This window comes from Spiroplasma endosymbiont of Tricholauxania praeusta (genome assembly GCF_964019535.1).
Classification (GTDB): Bacteria; Bacillota_I; Bacilli_A; order Mycoplasmatales; family VBWQ01; genus Spiroplasma_E; species Spiroplasma_E ixodetis_A.
On the sequence record NZ_OZ026450.1, the window covers coordinates 1 to 18,397 of the forward strand.

An 18,397-nucleotide genomic window follows, 5' to 3' on the forward strand; every position below is an offset into this window, starting at 1 on the left:
TGAATGATACTGATAATAAACGAGAAAACTTTCAAAATATTTGAAATAAAGTTAGAAATTTTCTTCAATATGATGAAATGATTGATCCAAGTGTTTTTAATAACTATATTAAAAACACTTATATTTATGATATTTTTGAAAATAAATGTTTAATTATTGTTGATTCACTATTCGCAAAAGAAATTTTAACTAAAAATATAACATTTAAAGTTAAAGAAATTTTAGAAAGAATTATTCAACAAAATCTTCAAATTGAATTTTTAGAACTCAATGAAGCAAAAAAACAAAAAATATATGTAGAAAAAGATTTTGTTGAATTTAATAAATTACAACAAATTAAAAAACAATTTCAATTTAATAACTTTGTTAAAGGAGAATCAAATAACGATGCTTATCAAGCAGCATTTTCAATTACCATAGAACTTGGTAGGTATTGAAATCCCCTATTTATCTATGGTAATTCTGGATTAGGAAAAACACATTTACTTCATGCTATTGAAAATGAAATATTAACAAAATATAATAATCAAAAAAAAGTACTTTACTTATCTTCTGAAGAATTTGGCCGTATGGTACCAGAAATTATTAAACAAAATATTAATGATATTGAAAATTTTAAAGATTCATTTAATCAATACGATGTTCTTCTCGTTGATGATATTCAATTTTTAGCTAATCGTAGCAAAACAAATGAAATATTTTTTCATATATTTAATAGTTTTGTTAACAAACAAAAACAAATTGTTATTACATCAGATAAACATCCTGATGATTTATATGGTTTTGAAGAAAGAAATGTTTCAAGATTTCAAAGTGGTTTAAGTGTTGGTATTGATTCCCCAGATTTTGAAACTTCATTAATTATTTTAAAAGAAAAAATTAAGTCTTTAAATTATGATCCAAGCATTTTTACTGAAGAATCTTTAAGTTTTATTGCTTTAAATTTTAATAGTGATGTTAGAAAATTAGAAGGAGCATTAAATAGATTAATTTTTTACAGCATTTTATATATAAAGCCTAATCATTTAATAGTGCTTGAAGACGTTATGAAAGCTTTTAAAACATCAAATACTTCATTAAAAGAAAAACTAACTATTAAAAAAATTAAAACAATTGTATCTGAATATTATAATATTCCAATCAAATTATTGATTAGTACTTCTAGAGTTAAAACAATAACAATAGCACGCCATGTAGCAATGTATTTAATAAAAACACTTTTAAATGAATCATATACAAAAATTGGTTCTGAATTTGGAGGTAAAGATCATACAACAGTAATGAATGCTTATAACAAAATTAAAAAAAATATTGAAACTAATTATGAATTTAAAAAAAATATTGAAAGATTATCACGTGAATGTTTAAAGCACAATTAATCCACTATTTTAATCATAAATTATTAACATATAAAATTCTTATTTTTTCTTTATTTTATAAGTTAAAATTAGTTATCCACATTAATCCACATCATAATATTATTAATAATTAAATAAATAATAATTAATATATATAATATATAATTAATTATTAATGTTTAAAAATGGGAGATATTTATGAAAATTGAAATCAAAAGTTCTATATTATTCAAAATAATAAAAAAAATAATAAAAATAACAATTTCTAATAATACTTATGAAGAATTATCTTGTTTTTTATTAGAAGTTGAAAAAGAAAAAATAATTTTAACTGCATCTAATGGTAATTTATCATTAAAATATGAACTAAATAATAATGAAAAATATTTAAAAATATTAAACATCGGTTCAGTATTAATTAATACTAAAATTATCTATGATATTTTTAGTAAACTAGAAGATGAATGAATTTTATTTGAACTTAAAATTAATAATTTAATCATTAGTAATTTTAAAAATGATAATAATGATTTTATCTTTAAATTAAGTACAATGACAATTGAAAAATTTCCAAAAATCAACTTTAACAAAAATATTAAAAATAAAGTATCTTTTAATAAAAATTTGTTACAAAATATAAATGAACAAATTGCTTTTGCAACAAATACAAACAATAATAAACCAGCATTAAGTGGAATTAATTTTAAATTTAATGATCAAAAGTTATTTGTTACAGCAACTGATGGATATTGTTTAGCAAAAAAGTGATTTTCTTTTGAAGAAAAATTAGAATTTAATAATAAAGAGTTTAATATTCCAGTTCATTTATTAAATGAAATTGATAAAATTACTAGTGATTTAAATTCAAATATAAATTTTTATTTTGAAAATGATTATAATTTAATTATTGAAATTGAAAATTTTTTATTTCAAACACGAATGATTGAGGGTACTTATCCAAATACGGATGATATTATTAAAAACATTATAGAAAAAGAAAAAAATATTATTGAAATTAATAACATTAGAGAATTTTTAAAAATTATTGAATTATCAATAATTTTAGCAAAAAAAGATACTTCACCTATGATTCAATTTTGAATCAATGTAGAAAAAAATGATTTTAAAATTAATTGTTTATCTAATAATGATAGTATAGGTGAAGTAATTGAACAATTTAAAAAATTTCATATTGTAAAATCTAAAAGTTTAAAAGAAGAAATAAAAGTAGTTTTTAATTCAAAATTAATTATTAATGCTTTAAAATCTTTTAATAAATGTAAAAAAGTAAATTTGAAAATTTCTTGACCAAAAAATTATACAATTATTGATAGTGAAGAAGAAACTGGGTTATTACAACTAGTTTTACCAATTGGAGAAAAATAATATGATATAACTAAATAAAATAGTTATTTTTAATTAATAAGCTAAGAAAGGGTAAAAAAATAATGAAGAAGAAATTACGATTGTTAAGTATGTTTACTATTTTAATTTTTACTAATTTAAATATAATTGCTTGTAAAAATAAGCAAGATACTATTAGTGAATTTTATGTTTTAGGGGATAGTTTGTCAGATACTGGTGCAGGAACATTTGCACAAAATCAATATTTAGAAAATAGTAATAGTAAATGTAAACATTTTCAATTAGATAAACCTTATTATAATAATTGTTGAAGTAGTAATAAAGTAGCTTCACAATTAATTGCTGAAAAATTAAATATTAATTTTAAACCTGGGTGATTATTTAACATCAATGGTAAAACATTTCAAAGTTTGGGTAATAATTATGCTTATGGAGGAGAAGTTGCTGATAGCAGTGATAATAATTTAGATATTATTAAAACTTTTGATTTGTCTCATCAAACACAAATGTTGTTATTACAACATTCTTTACAAAAAAAAGATGTTATTTGAATAGAAATGGGAGCTAATGATATTGCTAATTTAATGAATAAAACAGATCCTATTATTATTAACAGTAAAATTAATAATGTAATAAATGAAGAAAAAAAAGCAATAAAATTATTAATTAAAAATGGTGCAAATAAAATTATTATTAGTGATGTTCCTGACTTAACATTAACACCAAAAATTAAAAAGATATTGCATAATAATCAACAAAAAATACAAATAGCACGTAAAACATGTATTGAATATCAAAAACAATGAAAGAAAATGATATTAGAAATGAAAATAATTTATAAAAATATTATTACACCTTTTTTTCTTTCAAAAGAATTAGCAACTGATATGAATAATTTTAAAAATAAAATTCCAGATGGAATTGTTGAAACTAGTGCTACAATTTGTAAAATGATGTCTAAAGAAACAAAATATTCTTATAAACCGGTTTTTAATTCTGGAGTTAATGAAAGTAATTTAAATAAATATTTTTATTTTGATGAATTTCATCCAGGTATGTGATTTCATCAACAAATGGCAAATAGTATTATTAGTTTAATAGAAAATTTTAAATAGATTTTTTGTTAAATATTTTTAAAAAAAGTAATTTATTATTTTTGAATAAAGATTTTTTAATTTTTCTTTTAAAAAAATTATGTTGTTTTAAATCAAAAAAAATGTATAATTTATACATAAAATGTAAAATAATATGCTTATTTTAAAGAATAAAAAGTCTTTTTTTTGAATTTATTTTTGAAATTTTAAATATTTTCATTATTAAATTAATGAAAATATTTAATGATGAAAGAGAGTGAAAATAGTGAGCACAAGGACTCCAAATGATTATAATGCTAACTCAATTCAAGTTTTAGAAGGACTAGAAGCAGTTAGAAAACGACCTGGAATGTATATTGGTTCCACTGCAGAAAGAGGATTACATCACTTAGTTTGAGAAATAGTTGATAATGCTGTTGATGAAGTTATTGCTGGTTTTTGTACAAAAATTTCTGTAACTATTACTAAAAATAATGAAATATTAGTAAAAGATAATGGTCGAGGTATTCCTACTGATATACATCCAAAGACTAATATTTCAACAGTAGAAACGGTTTTTACTACATTACATGCTGGTGGAAAATTTGATAATGGTTCTTATAAAGTATCAGGTGGTTTACATGGTGTTGGTGCTTCAGTAGTAAATGCTTTAAGTAAGTATTTGGAAGTTACTATTTACCGTGATGGTAATATTTTTTTTCAAAAATATATTGAAGGTGGTAAACCAGAATTACCATTGGCAATTATTGGACAAAGTGATAAAAAAGGAACAACTGTTTTATTTAAACCTGATGAAAGTATTTTTACTGAAACTGTAAATTTTAGTTTTATAATAATTAAAACAAGGTTAAGACAACTTGCTTTTTTAAATAAAGGTTTAACTATTCAAGTTATTGATGAACGTGAAAATAAAGAAGAAACTTTTTGTTATGAAGGGGGCATTAAAGAATATGTTGCCTTTTTAAATAATAAATTTGAACCTTTAAAACATGAAATTATTTATGGAGAGTTTGAAATAAATGGTATAAACACAGAAATAGCTTTTCAATATAATGAAAGTGAAGAATCTCAAATATTTTCATTTTGTAATAATATTAATACACCTGAAGGTGGAACACATGAAGATGGTTTTCGTTTAGCATTAACAAGAGAATTGAATTCTTATGCGAAAAAAAATAATCTTTTAAAAAATAATGATGAAACATTTACTGGTGATGATGTTAAAGAAGGAATTTTAGCAATTATTTCAGTTCAACATCCTAATCCACAATATGAAGGGCAAACTAAAACAAAGCTTGGTAATTCTGAAGTTAGAAAAATTGTTTCTAATGTAACTGGAAAAATAATTAATAAATTTTTATTGGAAAATCCTGCTGAAGCAAAAATTATTATTAACAAAGTTATTTTATCAGTAAGTGCACGTTTAGCATCTAAAAAGGCACGTGAGAATATTATGACTTCGAGAAAAAATCCTTTACAATTTTCTAATTTACCTGGTAAATTAGCAGATTGTTCTTCTAAAGATCCAACTAAAACAGAAGTTTTTCTTGTCGAAGGTGAGTCAGCTGGTGGAACTGCAAAGTTGGGAAGAAGTAGAGAAATTCAAGCAATTTTACCATTAAGGGGAAAAATAATTAATGTTGAAAAAGCACGACTTTTAAAAGTTTTTTCTGACGAAGAAATAAATAATCTTATTATTTCCTTTGGCTGCGGTGTTGGTAAAGAATTTAATATTACTAAATTACGTTATCATAAAATTATTATTATGACTGATGCTGATGTTGATGGTTCACATATTAAAACATTATTATTAACATTTTTTTATCGTTACATGCGTCCCTTAATTGATGCTGGTTATATATATATAGCTCAGCCTCCTTTATACAAATTTTATAGTGGTAAATTTGTTAAATATGCATATAATGATCAAGAATTGCAAGAAATTAAAGATAATTTTAATGGAACTAATTTTAACATTCAACGTTATAAAGGTTTAGGAGAAATGAATGCCACACAACTATGAGAAACAACTATGGATCCACAACATAGAATTTTATTACAAGTAAGTATTGATGATGCTTCAGAAGCAGATGAAACTTTTTCAATATTGATGGGGAAAGATGTATTTCCACGAAAAGAATTTATTCAAGAAAATGCTAAATATGTAAAAAACATTGATGCTTAAAAGTTAATAAAATAAAATTAGGAGTTTATATATGAGCGAAATAACTAAAAAAAATGAAACATTTATTTCTAATAAATATGTTCGTAATATATCTGATGAAATGAGAACTAGTTTTTTAGAATATTCAATGTCAGTTATTGTTTCAAGAGCTTTACCAGATGCAAGAGATGGATTGAAACCAGTACATCGTCGAATTTTATATTCTTTAGCAATTTTAGGTATGACATATGATAAACCTTATAAAAAAGCAGCACGTATTGTTGGAGAATGTATTGGAAAATTTCATCCTCATGGTGATATTGCAGTTTATGAAACAATGGTAAGAATGGCACAAGAATTTAATTATCGTTATCCTTTAGCTGATGGCCAAGGTAATTTTGGTTCAATTGATGGTGATAGTGCTGCTGCTATGAGATATACTGAAGTTAGAATGAGTAAAATGGCAGGAGAGTTGGTTAAAGATTTAAATAAAAATACAGTTACTTTTGTTGAAAATTATGATGGTGCTGAAAAAGAACCTAGTGTTTTACCAGCTTATTTTCCTAATTTATTAGTTAATGGAACAACAGGTATTGCTGTTGGAATGGCAACAAGTATTCCACCACATAACTTAAGAGAAATAGTTGATGCAATTATTTTTGTAGCTCAAAATCCTGATTGTGATATTATGGAAATATTAGATATTGTTAAAGGACCTGACTTTCCTACAGGTGCAATGATTTTAGGTGTAAATTCATTTAAAAATGCTTATTTAAACGGAAGATCAACAATAACAGTTCGTAGTAAAACTAAAGTTGAAAAATTATCAAATGGTAAACCTGCAATTATTGTTGAAGAAATACCTTATCAAACTAATAAAACTAATTTAATAAATAATATAGTTAAAGCAGTTCAAGAAAAAAAAGTAAATTATATAACTGATTTGCGAGATGAATCTAATCGTGAAGGAATAAGATTAGTATTAGAAATTAAAAATATTGATTATGCTGAACTTATTTTAAATCAACTATATAAATTTACTTCATTACAAACAATATTCACAATAAATTTATTAGCATTACATAATAAACAACCTAAAGTAATGAATTTAAAAGAAATGATTGAAATTTATATTGAACATCAAATTGAAATTATTCTTAATAAGTCTAATTTTGAATTAAAAAAATATGAACATCAATATCATATTATTTTTGGTCTTGTTAAAGCATTACAAAATATTGATGAAATTATTAAAATAATTAAGGAATCAAAGAAAACAGAAGAAGCATTAACTAATTTACAGAATAAATTTGAATTTTCTGAAAAGCAAGCTAAAGCAATTTTAGAAATGAAACTGCAACGTTTAACAGATTTAGAACAAGAAAAATTAAATAATGAATTATCATTTATTAATGAAGAAATTATTCGATTAAGAACTTTAATTAATGAACCTTCTAAGCAAATAGAATTAATGATTTCTCAGTTAACAACAATTAAAGAAAATTATGGTGATGATAGAAGAACTGAAATTATTGAAAATTATGAAGGTGAAATTATTGATGAAGCTTTAATTAAAGAAGAACAGGTGGTTATAACTCTTTCAAAAAGCGGTTATATTAAACGTTTACCTTTAGACACATATAGAACTCAACATCGTGGTGGTGTTGGTGTTAAAGGTGCTGGTGGCACTGATATTAATACTGATGATATTGATAAAGTTTTAATTACTTCAACTCATTCTGATTTGTTAATATTTAGTAATAAAGGGAAAGTTTATCGAATTCGTGCTCATAAGGTACCAAATTATTCAAGAACGGCTAAAGGAACACCAATTGTTAATTTAATAGCAACAGAAAAAAATGAGACTATTAAAACAATAATTGCTATATCAGAAGATTATGATATAAATGCTAATTTATTTTTTGTTACTAAAAAAGGAATTATTAAACGTTCAACTTTAGATCAATTTAAATCTATTTACCAAAATGGTAAAATAGCTATTAAATTGCGTTCAAATGATCAATTAGTAGATGTGCTGAAAACTACAGGTAATAATGAAATAATTATTGCTGTGGCTAATGGACGAGCAGTTAGAATCAATGAAAATCAAGTTAGAGTAATGTCAAGAATAGCTAGCGGAGTAAAAGGAATAGATACAAAAGGTACTCATGTAATTGGGATGTGTTCTAATAAAGATGGTGATTTAGTTGTCTCTATTAGTGAGAAAGGTTATGGAAAAATATCACGATTTGAAGAATATCGTTTAGCAAATCGTGGTGGTAAGGGTGTAATTTCAATGAAATTAGCTCAAAAAACAGGAAAATTAATTGGTATAAATTCAATAAATAACACTAATAATAGTAATGATTTATTAATTATGACTTTAAAAGGTACAGTTATTAGATTTTCTTTAGAAGATATAAGAACTACAAGTAGAAATACTATAGGTGTTAAATTAATTAGATTTAAAACAGAAGAAGATGCAATTTCTTCAATTGTAACAATCCCAATCACTAAAGAAAAAACTATTTTTATTGATTAATTTAAGAGGTGCTAAAATGATTGATATAGAAAAAATACGTAATAATTTGGAAAAAACTATTAATAAAATAGAAACAAGGGGCCAAAGTTATAAAAATGAAATAAATAAAATTTTTAATTTAGATTTAGAAATAAGAATTTTAAAAACAAAAAATCAAAAATTAGAAGAAACAAGAAATAAGCAATCTAAACAAATTGGTGAATTATTAAGAAATAAAAAAAATGATCAAATAAAAAAAATTAAAGATGATATGATTATTTTAAAAGAAAAAATTATAAAAAATAATTTAAAAATTGTAGATTTAGAAGATAAAATATATGAATTACAATTAGTAATTCCTAATATACCACATTTTTCAGTTCCACAAGGAAACGATGAAACTAATAATCAAGAAATTAGAAAATGAGGGAAAATTATTAAAAAAAATAGTAAACCACACTGAGAAATTGCTGAAAAATTAAATATAATTGATTTTTCAAAAGCAACTAAATTAAGTGGTAATAGATTTATTATGTATAAAAATAAAGGTGCTTTATTAGTTAGAGCATTAATGAATTTTATGATTGATTCTCATTTAAAAAATGGTTATTCTGAATTTTTACCACCATTAATTATTAATAAAGAAAACTTATTTGGTACAGGGCAACTTCCTAAATTTAAAGATGATTTATTTCAATTAAATAATGAACAGTATTTAATTCCAACAGCAGAAGTTCCTTTAACAAATATTTATCGCAATGAAATTATTAATTTTTCTGAATTACCAATAAAAATGTGCGCTTATACACCATGTTTTCGTTCAGAAGTTGGTTCTGCTGGTAGAGATACAAGAGGAATAATTAGGTTACATCAATTTAATAAAGTAGAATTAGTTCAAATTGTTGATCCTGAAAAATCTTATGATGCCCTTGAAGAGTTAACTAAAAATGCTGAATTAATTTTACAAAAATTAGATATTCCTTATAGAGTTATTAATTTATGTAGTGGTGATATTGGTTTTAGTGCTGCTAAAACTTATGATTTAGAATTATGATTACCTTCTCAAATGTGTTATCGTGAGGTTTCTTCATGTAGTAATTGTGAAGATTTTCAAGCAAGAAGAATGGAAACTAGAGTTAGTCAAGATAATAAGAAAGTAGTTCCACATACACTAAATGGATCAGGATTAGCTATTGATCGAGTTGTTGCAGCAATTTTAGAAAATTTTTATGTTGAAGAAGATAATGTTGTAAATATACCTATTATTTTACAACCTTATATGAATAATTTAAAAACTATTTAATTTATAATGTTTCACGTGAAACATTATAAATTAAAAAAAAATGTATTTTTTTATAAAAAAATTGTTATAATTAATAATGCCACTGCAACAATTACATTCGAACCGGGTCAGGACCGAAAGGTAGCAGCCATAAGGATTAGGATTGTGTGCGGTGGTTTTATTTTGAAAAATAAAAAAGAGGTTTCTTTAAATGAAAAAACAAAATTATATGGAAATTGCCTTAAAACTTGCTAAAAAAGCTGCTATTAATGGTGATGTTCCGATTGGTGCAATTATTGTTGATGAAAATGATAATATTATCGGTAGAGGATTTAACAAAAAGGAAAAAGACAAAGATCCAACTCAACATGCGGAAATTATTGCAATAAAAAAAGCATGTAAAAAAATTAATAATTGACGTTTGTTAAATTGTACTATTTATACAACATTAGAACCATGTTTAATGTGTGTAGGTGCTTTGTTACAAACAAGAATAAAACATATTGTTTTTGCTTTAAAAGATAGTAAATTTGGATGTGTTGAATCACTCTATAATTTAACATTAGATAAAAGATTTAATCATCGTAGTGAATATACTTATTCTTTAAACTTAGATAGTAAAGAAATGTTACAAAGTTTTTTTGGAGAAATTCGTAATTTATAATAATTGTTTTTATAACAAATTTTATAAAAAATTGTTAGGATAAATATAGGTGATTTAAATGAAACATAAATCTTTTTATAGAAAGTATCGACCAAATTCTTTTTCAGAAATAATTAGTCAGGATAATATTGTAAGAATATTAAAAAATTCTATTTTAAATAATAGTTTTAATCATGCTTATTTATTTTCAGGCTCAAAAGGTACAGGAAAAACATCAACGGCTAAAATATTTGCTAAAGCAATTAATTGTCAAAATAACATTGATGGAGATGCATGTAATACTTGTGAAAATTGTATAAACATTAGTTCAAATAATTGTATTGATATTTTAGAAATTGATGGTGCTTCCAATAATGGTGTTGATGAAATAAGAAGTATTAGAGATAATATTAACTTATTACCGATGAATTTTAAATATAAAGTTTATATTATTGATGAAGTTCATATGTTAACAACTTCTGCTTTTAATGCATTATTAAAAACCTTAGAAGAACCACCACAACATATTATTTTTATTTTAGCAACAACAGAACCGTATAAAGTAATTCCAACTATAATTTCTCGTTGTTTATGATTTGAATTTAAAAAAATTAATGTAAATGAAACTAAAAAACATTTTATTGATGTTTTAACAAAAGAAAAAATTAATTTTGAGGTTGAAGCAATAGAGGAATTAGCAATATTGAGCGAAGGTTCTTTACGTGATGGTTTAAATTATTTAGAAAAAACATTTAATTATGGTAACAATATAACACTTAAAAATGTTGAAAAAATATTTTCTGTTTTATCAACAAAAAATAAAATATTATTTTTAATTAATATATTTAATTGTAATATTGAGCAAGTAATAAAACAATTAACATTATTTGATGAATATACTATTCAATATAAAAAAAATATTATTGATTTTATTTACATTCTTGAAGAAATATTAATTTATGCTATTACTAAAAAAACAGAATTACTTAAAATGATAAATATTCAACAAGTAAATATTTTTTCTGAAGTAGTAAAATCTGATTTACTTTTAATTTTGAATTCATTTAATGAAATTTTAATTCAAGAAGATGTTGATGATTTAAAACCAATATTAATACTAAAAATATTAAATTTAATTAAAAATTTTGAGAATAAATATTCATTAAATTATTTAGAAAAAGCAAAAATATCTATTATGAATATAGAAAATAAAAGTATAAATTTAAATAGTAAAGATGAAATAACAAAAATTTTTAAAAAAAGCGAAATAGATAAAAATAATGAAGAATTAACTTCAATTTTAGTAAAAGAAGAAAATACTAATATTAAAGAAAAAGAAATTTTTGATGTACCAACTGTGAAAAATTTAAAAAATGATGAGATAATTGATAAAGCCATTAATTTAATTTTACAAGCTGATAAAAATATTAGAAAAGAAGTTAGTGAAAAGTGAAAAAATATTTCTAAATTTATTAATGATAATAAATTTAGAAACATAACTAAAGTTTATATAAATACTATTATTGCGGCAGCATCTACTAATGGCATTATTATTATTACCAAAAACATTATTCAATCTGATTTAATAAATCAAAGTTTTTTAAGTAAAGAACATAGAGAATTTTTAAATATTTTATTAGAAAATGAATATATGATTTATGCCCTTGATAAAAATCAATGACAGGAAACAAGAAAAAAATATCAAGAATTACTAACAAAAAAAATATTACCAAAACCAGTAGATATTGTAATATCAAAACCTGTAATTGAGTCATTTACCAACGTAGATAGAGATCCGACTTTAAATTTTATTAAAAAAATATTTACTGAAATTGAAGAAATATAAAAATATGAGGTGAAAAAAATATGGATATGAAAAGAATGTTAGCACAAGCACAAGCAATTCAAGGAAAGTTAACAAAATTTAAAAAAGAAGAATTTACTTTTTCTGATATTGATGGTTTGGTTAAAATTATTATAACAGGTGGACGTAAACTAGTTTCAATTAATATTGAAGGATTATTAAAAGAAGCAGAGAATGATTATTCAAGTATTAATGATATGTTACAAACAGAACTAAATAAAGCATTAAAACAAATAGATGAAAAAGAAAAAAATATTGCTGGCAAGTTTTAGAAGAGTTTAGTAATTTTAGCATAGAAAGAGGTAGAAAAATGTTATTTATTACCTTTGAAGGACCAGAAGGTGCAGGTAAAACTACAGTTTTAAAAATGATTAAAGAACAATTAAAACAAGATGGTTTTGATGTTATTATTACGAGAGAACCAGGTGGTAGCGAAATTTCTGAACAGATAAGACAAGTTATTTTAAATAAAGAAAATACACTAATGGATCCATGAACAGAAGTTTTGCTTTATATTGCAGCTAGAAGACAACATTTAATTGAAAAAATTCTGCCAAATAAAAATAGTAATAAAATCATTATTTCTGATCGTTTTTCTGACTCAACTTTAGCATATCAGGGTTATGCTAGAAATTTAGATATTGATAAAATAAATCTTATTCAAAAATTTATTTTTGAAGATTATCAACCTGATTTGACAGTTTTATTTGATATTAAACCAGAAACAGGTTTACAACGAATTTTATTAAGAAAAGGTGAAAAATTAAATAGATTAGATGAAGAAACATTAGAATTTCATCAAAAAGTATATAATGGTTATAAAAAAATTGCTATTAGTAATCCAAATCGCGTTCATACAATAAATGCTAATTTATCAGAAAAAAAAGTTTTTAATAGTGTTTATGAACTAATCATAAATTTAGTTGAAGAAAAAGGTTTTAAAGAAAAAAAAATTAAAATTAGAGGATCTAATGAAGGAAAATAATGTAATTTTATTTGAAAATGAAGAATCAGAAAATTTTTCTATTTTTGCAATGGAAAATATTCCACAGGTAATTTTATTGTATTCGAAAAATAAAATATTAAATATAAATGTTAGTAATAAGTTAATAAAAAAAATTATTTGTAAAAATAATAATCAATTAAAAAAATGTACTGAAGAAAATATGTGTCAAAATTGTTTTAAAATTAAAACTAATAGTTATTTTGATTTTAAAAAATTTGATTTTAGTAAAAATAATATTATGAATAAAAATATTGTTTTAGAAATTATTAATGATTTTTCTAAAACTAATTTAGAAAAAGATGCTAATAAAATTTATTTAATAAATCAAATTGAATTTTCTTCAATTTCAGCTTCAAATGTTATGCTTAAAACTTTAGAAGAATTATCTAAAAATATTTATGTAATTTTTACTACCACTAATATTAATCAAATACTCCCTACTATTAAATCTCGTTGTCAATTGATAAATTGTTCAAAAGAAAATGATATATTTGTTAGTAACAATTATGATGATGAACAATTATTAATATTAAAAATATTTTCAAATACTATTTTTTTGACAGATGAAAGTAGTAAGCTTAAATTAAAAAAATATATTGAAATTATTAAACAATTTATTATTAATGATAATGATAAAAAGGTTAACAATCAACTTTTGAATAAAAAAATAGTTAGTTTAAAAGAAGAAATTATTTACTTTTTTAGATTTTTTAATTTAGTAGTTTTTAATAAATTAACTTTTCTTTTATTTAAAAAGTATGATTTTAATAATTTTTTTATTGAAAGTTTAGTTAATTTATGAAAAAATAGTAATTTAAAAAATATAGCCTATATTTTAGAACAAATTTCATTTACAATTACCAAATTAAAATTTAATGTTAACTTAAATTTATTAATAAATTCTTTTCTTATTAAGGTAAGTGATAATTAAACTATGGAAAGTACAAAAAAAATTTTAATTTTAAATCAAGATGATAAAAAAATTAAACTTATTGAAAGAAAAGATATGTTTTGTGTTTCTTTAGATACTATTTTATTAAGTAATTTTATTAAAATAAAACCTAGTACTAAAACAATAATTGATTTTGGAACTAATAATGCTGTTATTCCAATAATTTTATCGGCAAAATTTCAAGGAAAAGTAATTGGTATTGAAATTCAAGAGCCAGCTGTTGAACTTGCTTTAGAAAATATAAAACTTAATGATTTAGAAAAAAGAATTGTCATTGTTCATGAAGACATAAAAATTTATGCTCAAAGAGAAAAAGAAAAAGTTGATTTAATTGTATGCAATCCACCTTTTTTTCCTTTATGGGATAAAAGCAAAGTAAAAGCACAACCTTTAAAAATTCCAGCAAGACATGAAGTATATATTAATTTAGAGGAGATTATTGCTAGTGCAAGTAAATTATTAAAAGACAAAGGGCGATTGGTTATGATAAATAGTGTAGAAAGAATAAATGAAACATTACTTTTATTAAAAAAATATCAAATTATACCTAAAAAATTACAAATAGTTTATCCTAAAATTAATCAGGCTGCCAATGTTTTTTTAATTGAAGCAGGATTTTTAGCGAAAGAAGGAATGATTGTTTTGCCACCATTGATTTGTCATAATGAAAATAATACTTATATTGATGAAATAGCAAAGTGATATAAATAATCTTAATATAAGTGTAAGGTTAGGTGTTTAAAATGAATATTAATTGATTAAATAAACTTAATAAAAAAATAACTTACTTATTAGCTGTATCAGGTGGTCCAGATAGTATGTTTTTATTAGATAATTTAGTACGTAATGAGTTTAAAATTATTGTTTGTCATGTTAATTATCATAAACGTTGAAGTAGTAATGTTGATGAGCAAATTGTTCGAGAATATTGTACAAATAATAAAATAACTTTAGAAGTAAAAAATATTAAAGAAGAGGAATACAATAAAAAACAAAATTTTCAAAGTCAAGCACGTGTACTTAGATATGATTTTTTTAATGAAATTGCTCAAAAATATCAAGTTTATAATCTTGTTGTAGCACATCATATTTACGATTTACTTGAAACATATATTATTCAAAAAAAACGCAAGGCAATAGTTTCTTATTATGGATTAAAATTTAAAACAACATATAAATCTTTATCGGTTTATCGTCCAATGTTAGAATTAAAAAAAGAAGATATTATTGACTATTTAACTTTGTATCATATTAAATATGGATTTGATGAAACAAATGAATTAATTATTTATGAAAGAAATCGAATTAGACAACAACAAATTAATAAACTTACTGATTTTGATATTAATTTAATGTTAAGTGAAATTAAAGAATTAAATAGTGAACAAGAATTACTGAAAGATGAACTTGAAGTAATTTATAATACTATTATTAATGATGATGTGCTTGCTATTAATGAGTTTAAAAAATATGAATTTAAATTACAACAAATGATTATCTATGAATTTTTAAGCCAATATGATGAAGAATTAGTTTTATCTTTAAAAAAGGCTAAAATTAAAGAAATAGTTAGAGTTTTAACTAAATCTAGTAAACCAAATATTACTGTTTGTATTTCTGAAAATACTTGAGTTATTAAAGAATATAATTTTGCATATATTAGTGAAAAAAATGAACCAAAACAATTTAGTTATAAAATTTCTAAAATAAATAACTATAATTTTAAGGAAATTACTATTTCTAAAACTGAACCAACAGGTGGTGAATTTCAAGCTTTATATATTAATAAATCAGATTTTCCATTAACAATTAGAACTAATAATGGTGAAGAAGAAATTGAGACACCATTTGGTACAAAAAAAATTAATCGTTTATTTATTGATAATAAAATTCCATATCGTGAACGTCTTATATGACCAGTAATCATAAATTCAAGCGGAAAAGTAGTGGCAATTCCAAAATTATCAGTAAATAAAAACAATATTAGTGAGAAACCTAATTTGTATGTGCTAAAATATTATGGTATTATTTAAGAAAATAAATTAGAAATTAAACGTAGGTGAAAAAATAATGCAAACGCGAATTAAAATTAATTGAATGATTGTTGCACTATTCGTTGCTTTTTTAGTATTTGTTGGAATTTTATTGTGATATTTTTTAAGAGGTAATGCTTTAACTTTAGATCAATTTCAATTAGAAACACTACTTAGAGATGGTAAACTCCCTGGCAATAGTAGTGACACTGTTAGCAAAATTGATGGAGTACAAGTTCAATTTTTTGATCATACTACTTATATTACAGGTTTTTTAGGAATTAATGGTAAGGTAAAACGATTTGAAGCGACACTTTCTGGAACTGCTACAGGTGGTTTTTATCATGATGTTATTGAAAAATTATTCAGAAAAGATGAAGAGGGTAAAGGCTTTGATATTAATCCCACAATTATTAGTGAATTAGTTCCCTTTTGAAAAACATTTTTAATTAGTATGTTTCCAATATTAGTATTAGTTGGTGGTTCATTTTGATTGTTTTCTAAAATGAATAAAATGGGTGCCGGTGGTGGTATGAGTCCTTTTTCAATGGGAAAAAGTCGTGCTAAGATTAGAACATCAGATACTAGATTTACTGATGTTGCTGGTATTAAAGAAGAAAAATTGGAATTAGAAGAAGTTGTTCATTTTTTAAAGTTTCCACAAAAATATGCACAAATGGGTGCAAGAGTGCCAAAAGGAGTTCTTCTTGTAGGACCGCCTGGTACTGGTAAGACTTTATTAGCAAAAGCAGTTGCTGGTGAAGCAGGTGTTCCTTTCTTTTCAATTTCTGGTTCTGAATTTGAAGAAGTTTTTGTTGGAGTTGGAGCTTCAAGAATTAGAGAAATGTTTACTACTGCTAAAAAAAGTGCTCCTTGTATTATTTTTATTGATGAAATTGATGCAGTAGGAAGAAAACGTGCCTCAGCTTCAACTGCAACTAATGAACAAACTTTAAACCAATTATTAGTTGAAATGGATGGATTTGAAACTAACTTGGGAGTTATCATTATGGCTGCTACTAACCGTGCTGATGTACTTGATGACGCGTTATTACGTCCAGGTAGATTTGATCGTCAAATTTCTTTAAGTTGACCTGATATTAAAGAACGTGAAGCAATTTTACGATTACATGCTCGTAATAAAAATATTTCGCCAAAAGTTAATTTTCAAAGAATAGCAGAGAGAACGCCAGGATTTAGTGGTGCACAATTAGAAAATGTATTAAATGAAGCAACTTTGTTAGCTGTTCGTCATAATAAAACAGTTATTGGTTTAGTAGAAATTGATGAAGCTATTGATAGAGTTGTTGGTGGACCTGCTAAAACTTCAAGAGTAATTACTGATATGGATAAAAAAATAGTATCATATCACGAAGCTGGACATGCTCTTATTGGTTTAAAACTAGAATATGCTTCTAAAGTTCAAAAAGTTACAATAATACCACGTGGACAAGCAGGTGGATATACTATTATGACTCCTAAAGAAGATACTATGTTTTATTCAAAAGTACATTTAAGAGCAACTATTACTGGTTATTTAGGTGGTCGCGCTTCAGAAGAAATTATGTTTGGTAATGCAAATATTACTACTGGTGCTCATGATGATTTAGAAAAAGCAACAAATATTGCCAGAAAAATGATAACTGAATATGGAATGTCATCTGAATTAGGATTAGTTCAATTTGAAAGTCCACGTAATGAGTATTCACCTTTTGCAGCAAATAAGTTTTCTGATGATATTGCATCTAAAATTGATGGAGAAATTAAAAAATTATTAGATGTTTGTTATATTGAAGCAGTAGCAACAATTAAAAAACATAAAGATACATTAGAATTAATTGCTAAGTCATTAATGACTTTAGAAACAATTACTGCTGAACAAATAGAATATATTGATAAATATAATAAATTACCAATTGAAGTAATAGAAATGCAAAAAGAAATGCAAAAAAATAGTAAAAATCCTTCCAAAGAGGATAATGAATCAAATGATAAAAAGGAAGATAATAATTCAGGGACTGATGATGATACAATATCAGTTGTTCCTAAGAAGAAATAATTAAATTATTATAATAAAAAAACAAAACTTACTATTTTAATATTTTCGATAATGTG

General features: G+C 23.3%; 13 protein-coding genes and 1 other RNA gene. All 14 read left to right on the top strand.

The genetic code is table 4. From position 1 onward, the window contains the following. Positions 1-1,556 precede the first annotated feature (1,556 nt). The 14 genes from dnaN (at position 1,557) to ftsH (ending at position 18,341) form a co-directional block, all read left to right on the top strand. Positions 1,557-2,744, top strand: coding sequence for a DNA polymerase III subunit beta (gene dnaN, locus AACK96_RS00010; RefSeq protein ID WP_338974345.1), 1,188 nt, complete (start codon positions 1,557-1,559; stop codon positions 2,742-2,744). An 89-nt stretch (positions 2,745-2,833) separates the two neighbouring features. After that, the gene (locus tag AACK96_RS00015) at positions 2,834-3,838 is read left to right on the top strand and encodes an SGNH/GDSL hydrolase family protein (RefSeq protein ID WP_338974346.1); all 1,005 of its coding nucleotides are present in this window, start codon (positions 2,834-2,836) and stop codon (positions 3,836-3,838) included. Positions 3,839-4,079: 241 nt separating this feature from the next. Next, positions 4,080-6,002 carry a DNA topoisomerase (ATP-hydrolyzing) subunit B gene (gene gyrB / locus AACK96_RS00020; protein WP_422397336.1) on the top strand — a complete coding sequence of 641 codons (1,923 nt, stop codon included), beginning with the start codon at positions 4,080-4,082 and terminating at the stop codon, positions 6,000-6,002. Between the two features lie 31 nt (positions 6,003-6,033). After that, positions 6,034-8,523, top strand: coding sequence for a DNA gyrase subunit A (gene gyrA, locus AACK96_RS00025; protein ID WP_338974348.1), 2,490 nt, complete (start codon positions 6,034-6,036; stop codon positions 8,521-8,523). A 16-nt stretch (positions 8,524-8,539) separates the two neighbouring features. Then, on the top strand, positions 8,540-9,805 hold the full coding sequence (gene serS, locus AACK96_RS00030) for a serine--tRNA ligase (RefSeq protein WP_338974349.1): 1,266 nt from the start codon (positions 8,540-8,542) through the stop codon (positions 9,803-9,805). A gap of 71 nt (positions 9,806-9,876) precedes the next feature. Then, an RNA gene (ffs, locus tag AACK96_RS00035) (signal recognition particle sRNA small type) lies at positions 9,877-9,971 on the top strand. Between the two features lie 24 nt (positions 9,972-9,995). Next, on the top strand, positions 9,996-10,448 hold the full coding sequence (locus tag AACK96_RS00040) for a nucleoside deaminase (protein ID WP_338974350.1): 453 nt from the start codon (positions 9,996-9,998) through the stop codon (positions 10,446-10,448). 58 nt (positions 10,449-10,506) lie between these two features. Further along, positions 10,507-12,273, top strand: a complete 1,767-nt coding sequence (gene dnaX, locus AACK96_RS00045) for a DNA polymerase III subunit gamma/tau (RefSeq protein WP_338974351.1) — start codon at positions 10,507-10,509, stop codon at positions 12,271-12,273. A 20-nt stretch (positions 12,274-12,293) separates the two neighbouring features. After that, positions 12,294-12,563 (top strand): YbaB/EbfC family nucleoid-associated protein, encoded by a 270-nt coding sequence (locus tag AACK96_RS00050; protein ID WP_210368440.1) that lies wholly within the window; start codon positions 12,294-12,296, stop codon positions 12,561-12,563. 38 nt (positions 12,564-12,601) lie between these two features. Then, positions 12,602-13,276: a dTMP kinase gene (tmk, locus tag AACK96_RS00055; protein WP_338974352.1), complete on the top strand. Its 675-nt coding sequence runs from the start codon at positions 12,602-12,604 to the stop codon at positions 13,274-13,276. Beyond that, the gene (locus AACK96_RS00060) at positions 13,263-14,228 is read left to right on the top strand and encodes a hypothetical protein (RefSeq protein WP_338974353.1); all 966 of its coding nucleotides are present in this window, start codon (positions 13,263-13,265) and stop codon (positions 14,226-14,228) included. Before tmk ends, AACK96_RS00060 begins: the two co-directional genes overlap by 14 nt. Before the next feature lie 3 nt (positions 14,229-14,231). Next, positions 14,232-14,960, top strand: a complete 729-nt coding sequence (locus tag AACK96_RS00065; protein WP_338974354.1) for a tRNA1(Val) (adenine(37)-N6)-methyltransferase — start codon at positions 14,232-14,234, stop codon at positions 14,958-14,960. Between the two features lie 32 nt (positions 14,961-14,992). Then, complete coding sequence (gene tilS, locus AACK96_RS00070; RefSeq protein ID WP_338974355.1) at positions 14,993-16,282, top strand: tRNA lysidine(34) synthetase TilS; 1,290 nt, start codon at positions 14,993-14,995, stop codon at positions 16,280-16,282. A 37-nt stretch (positions 16,283-16,319) separates the two neighbouring features. Continuing rightward, positions 16,320-18,341 (top strand): ATP-dependent zinc metalloprotease FtsH, encoded by a 2,022-nt coding sequence (gene ftsH / locus AACK96_RS00075; RefSeq protein WP_338974356.1) that lies wholly within the window; start codon positions 16,320-16,322, stop codon positions 18,339-18,341. Positions 18,342-18,397 lie beyond the last annotated feature (56 nt).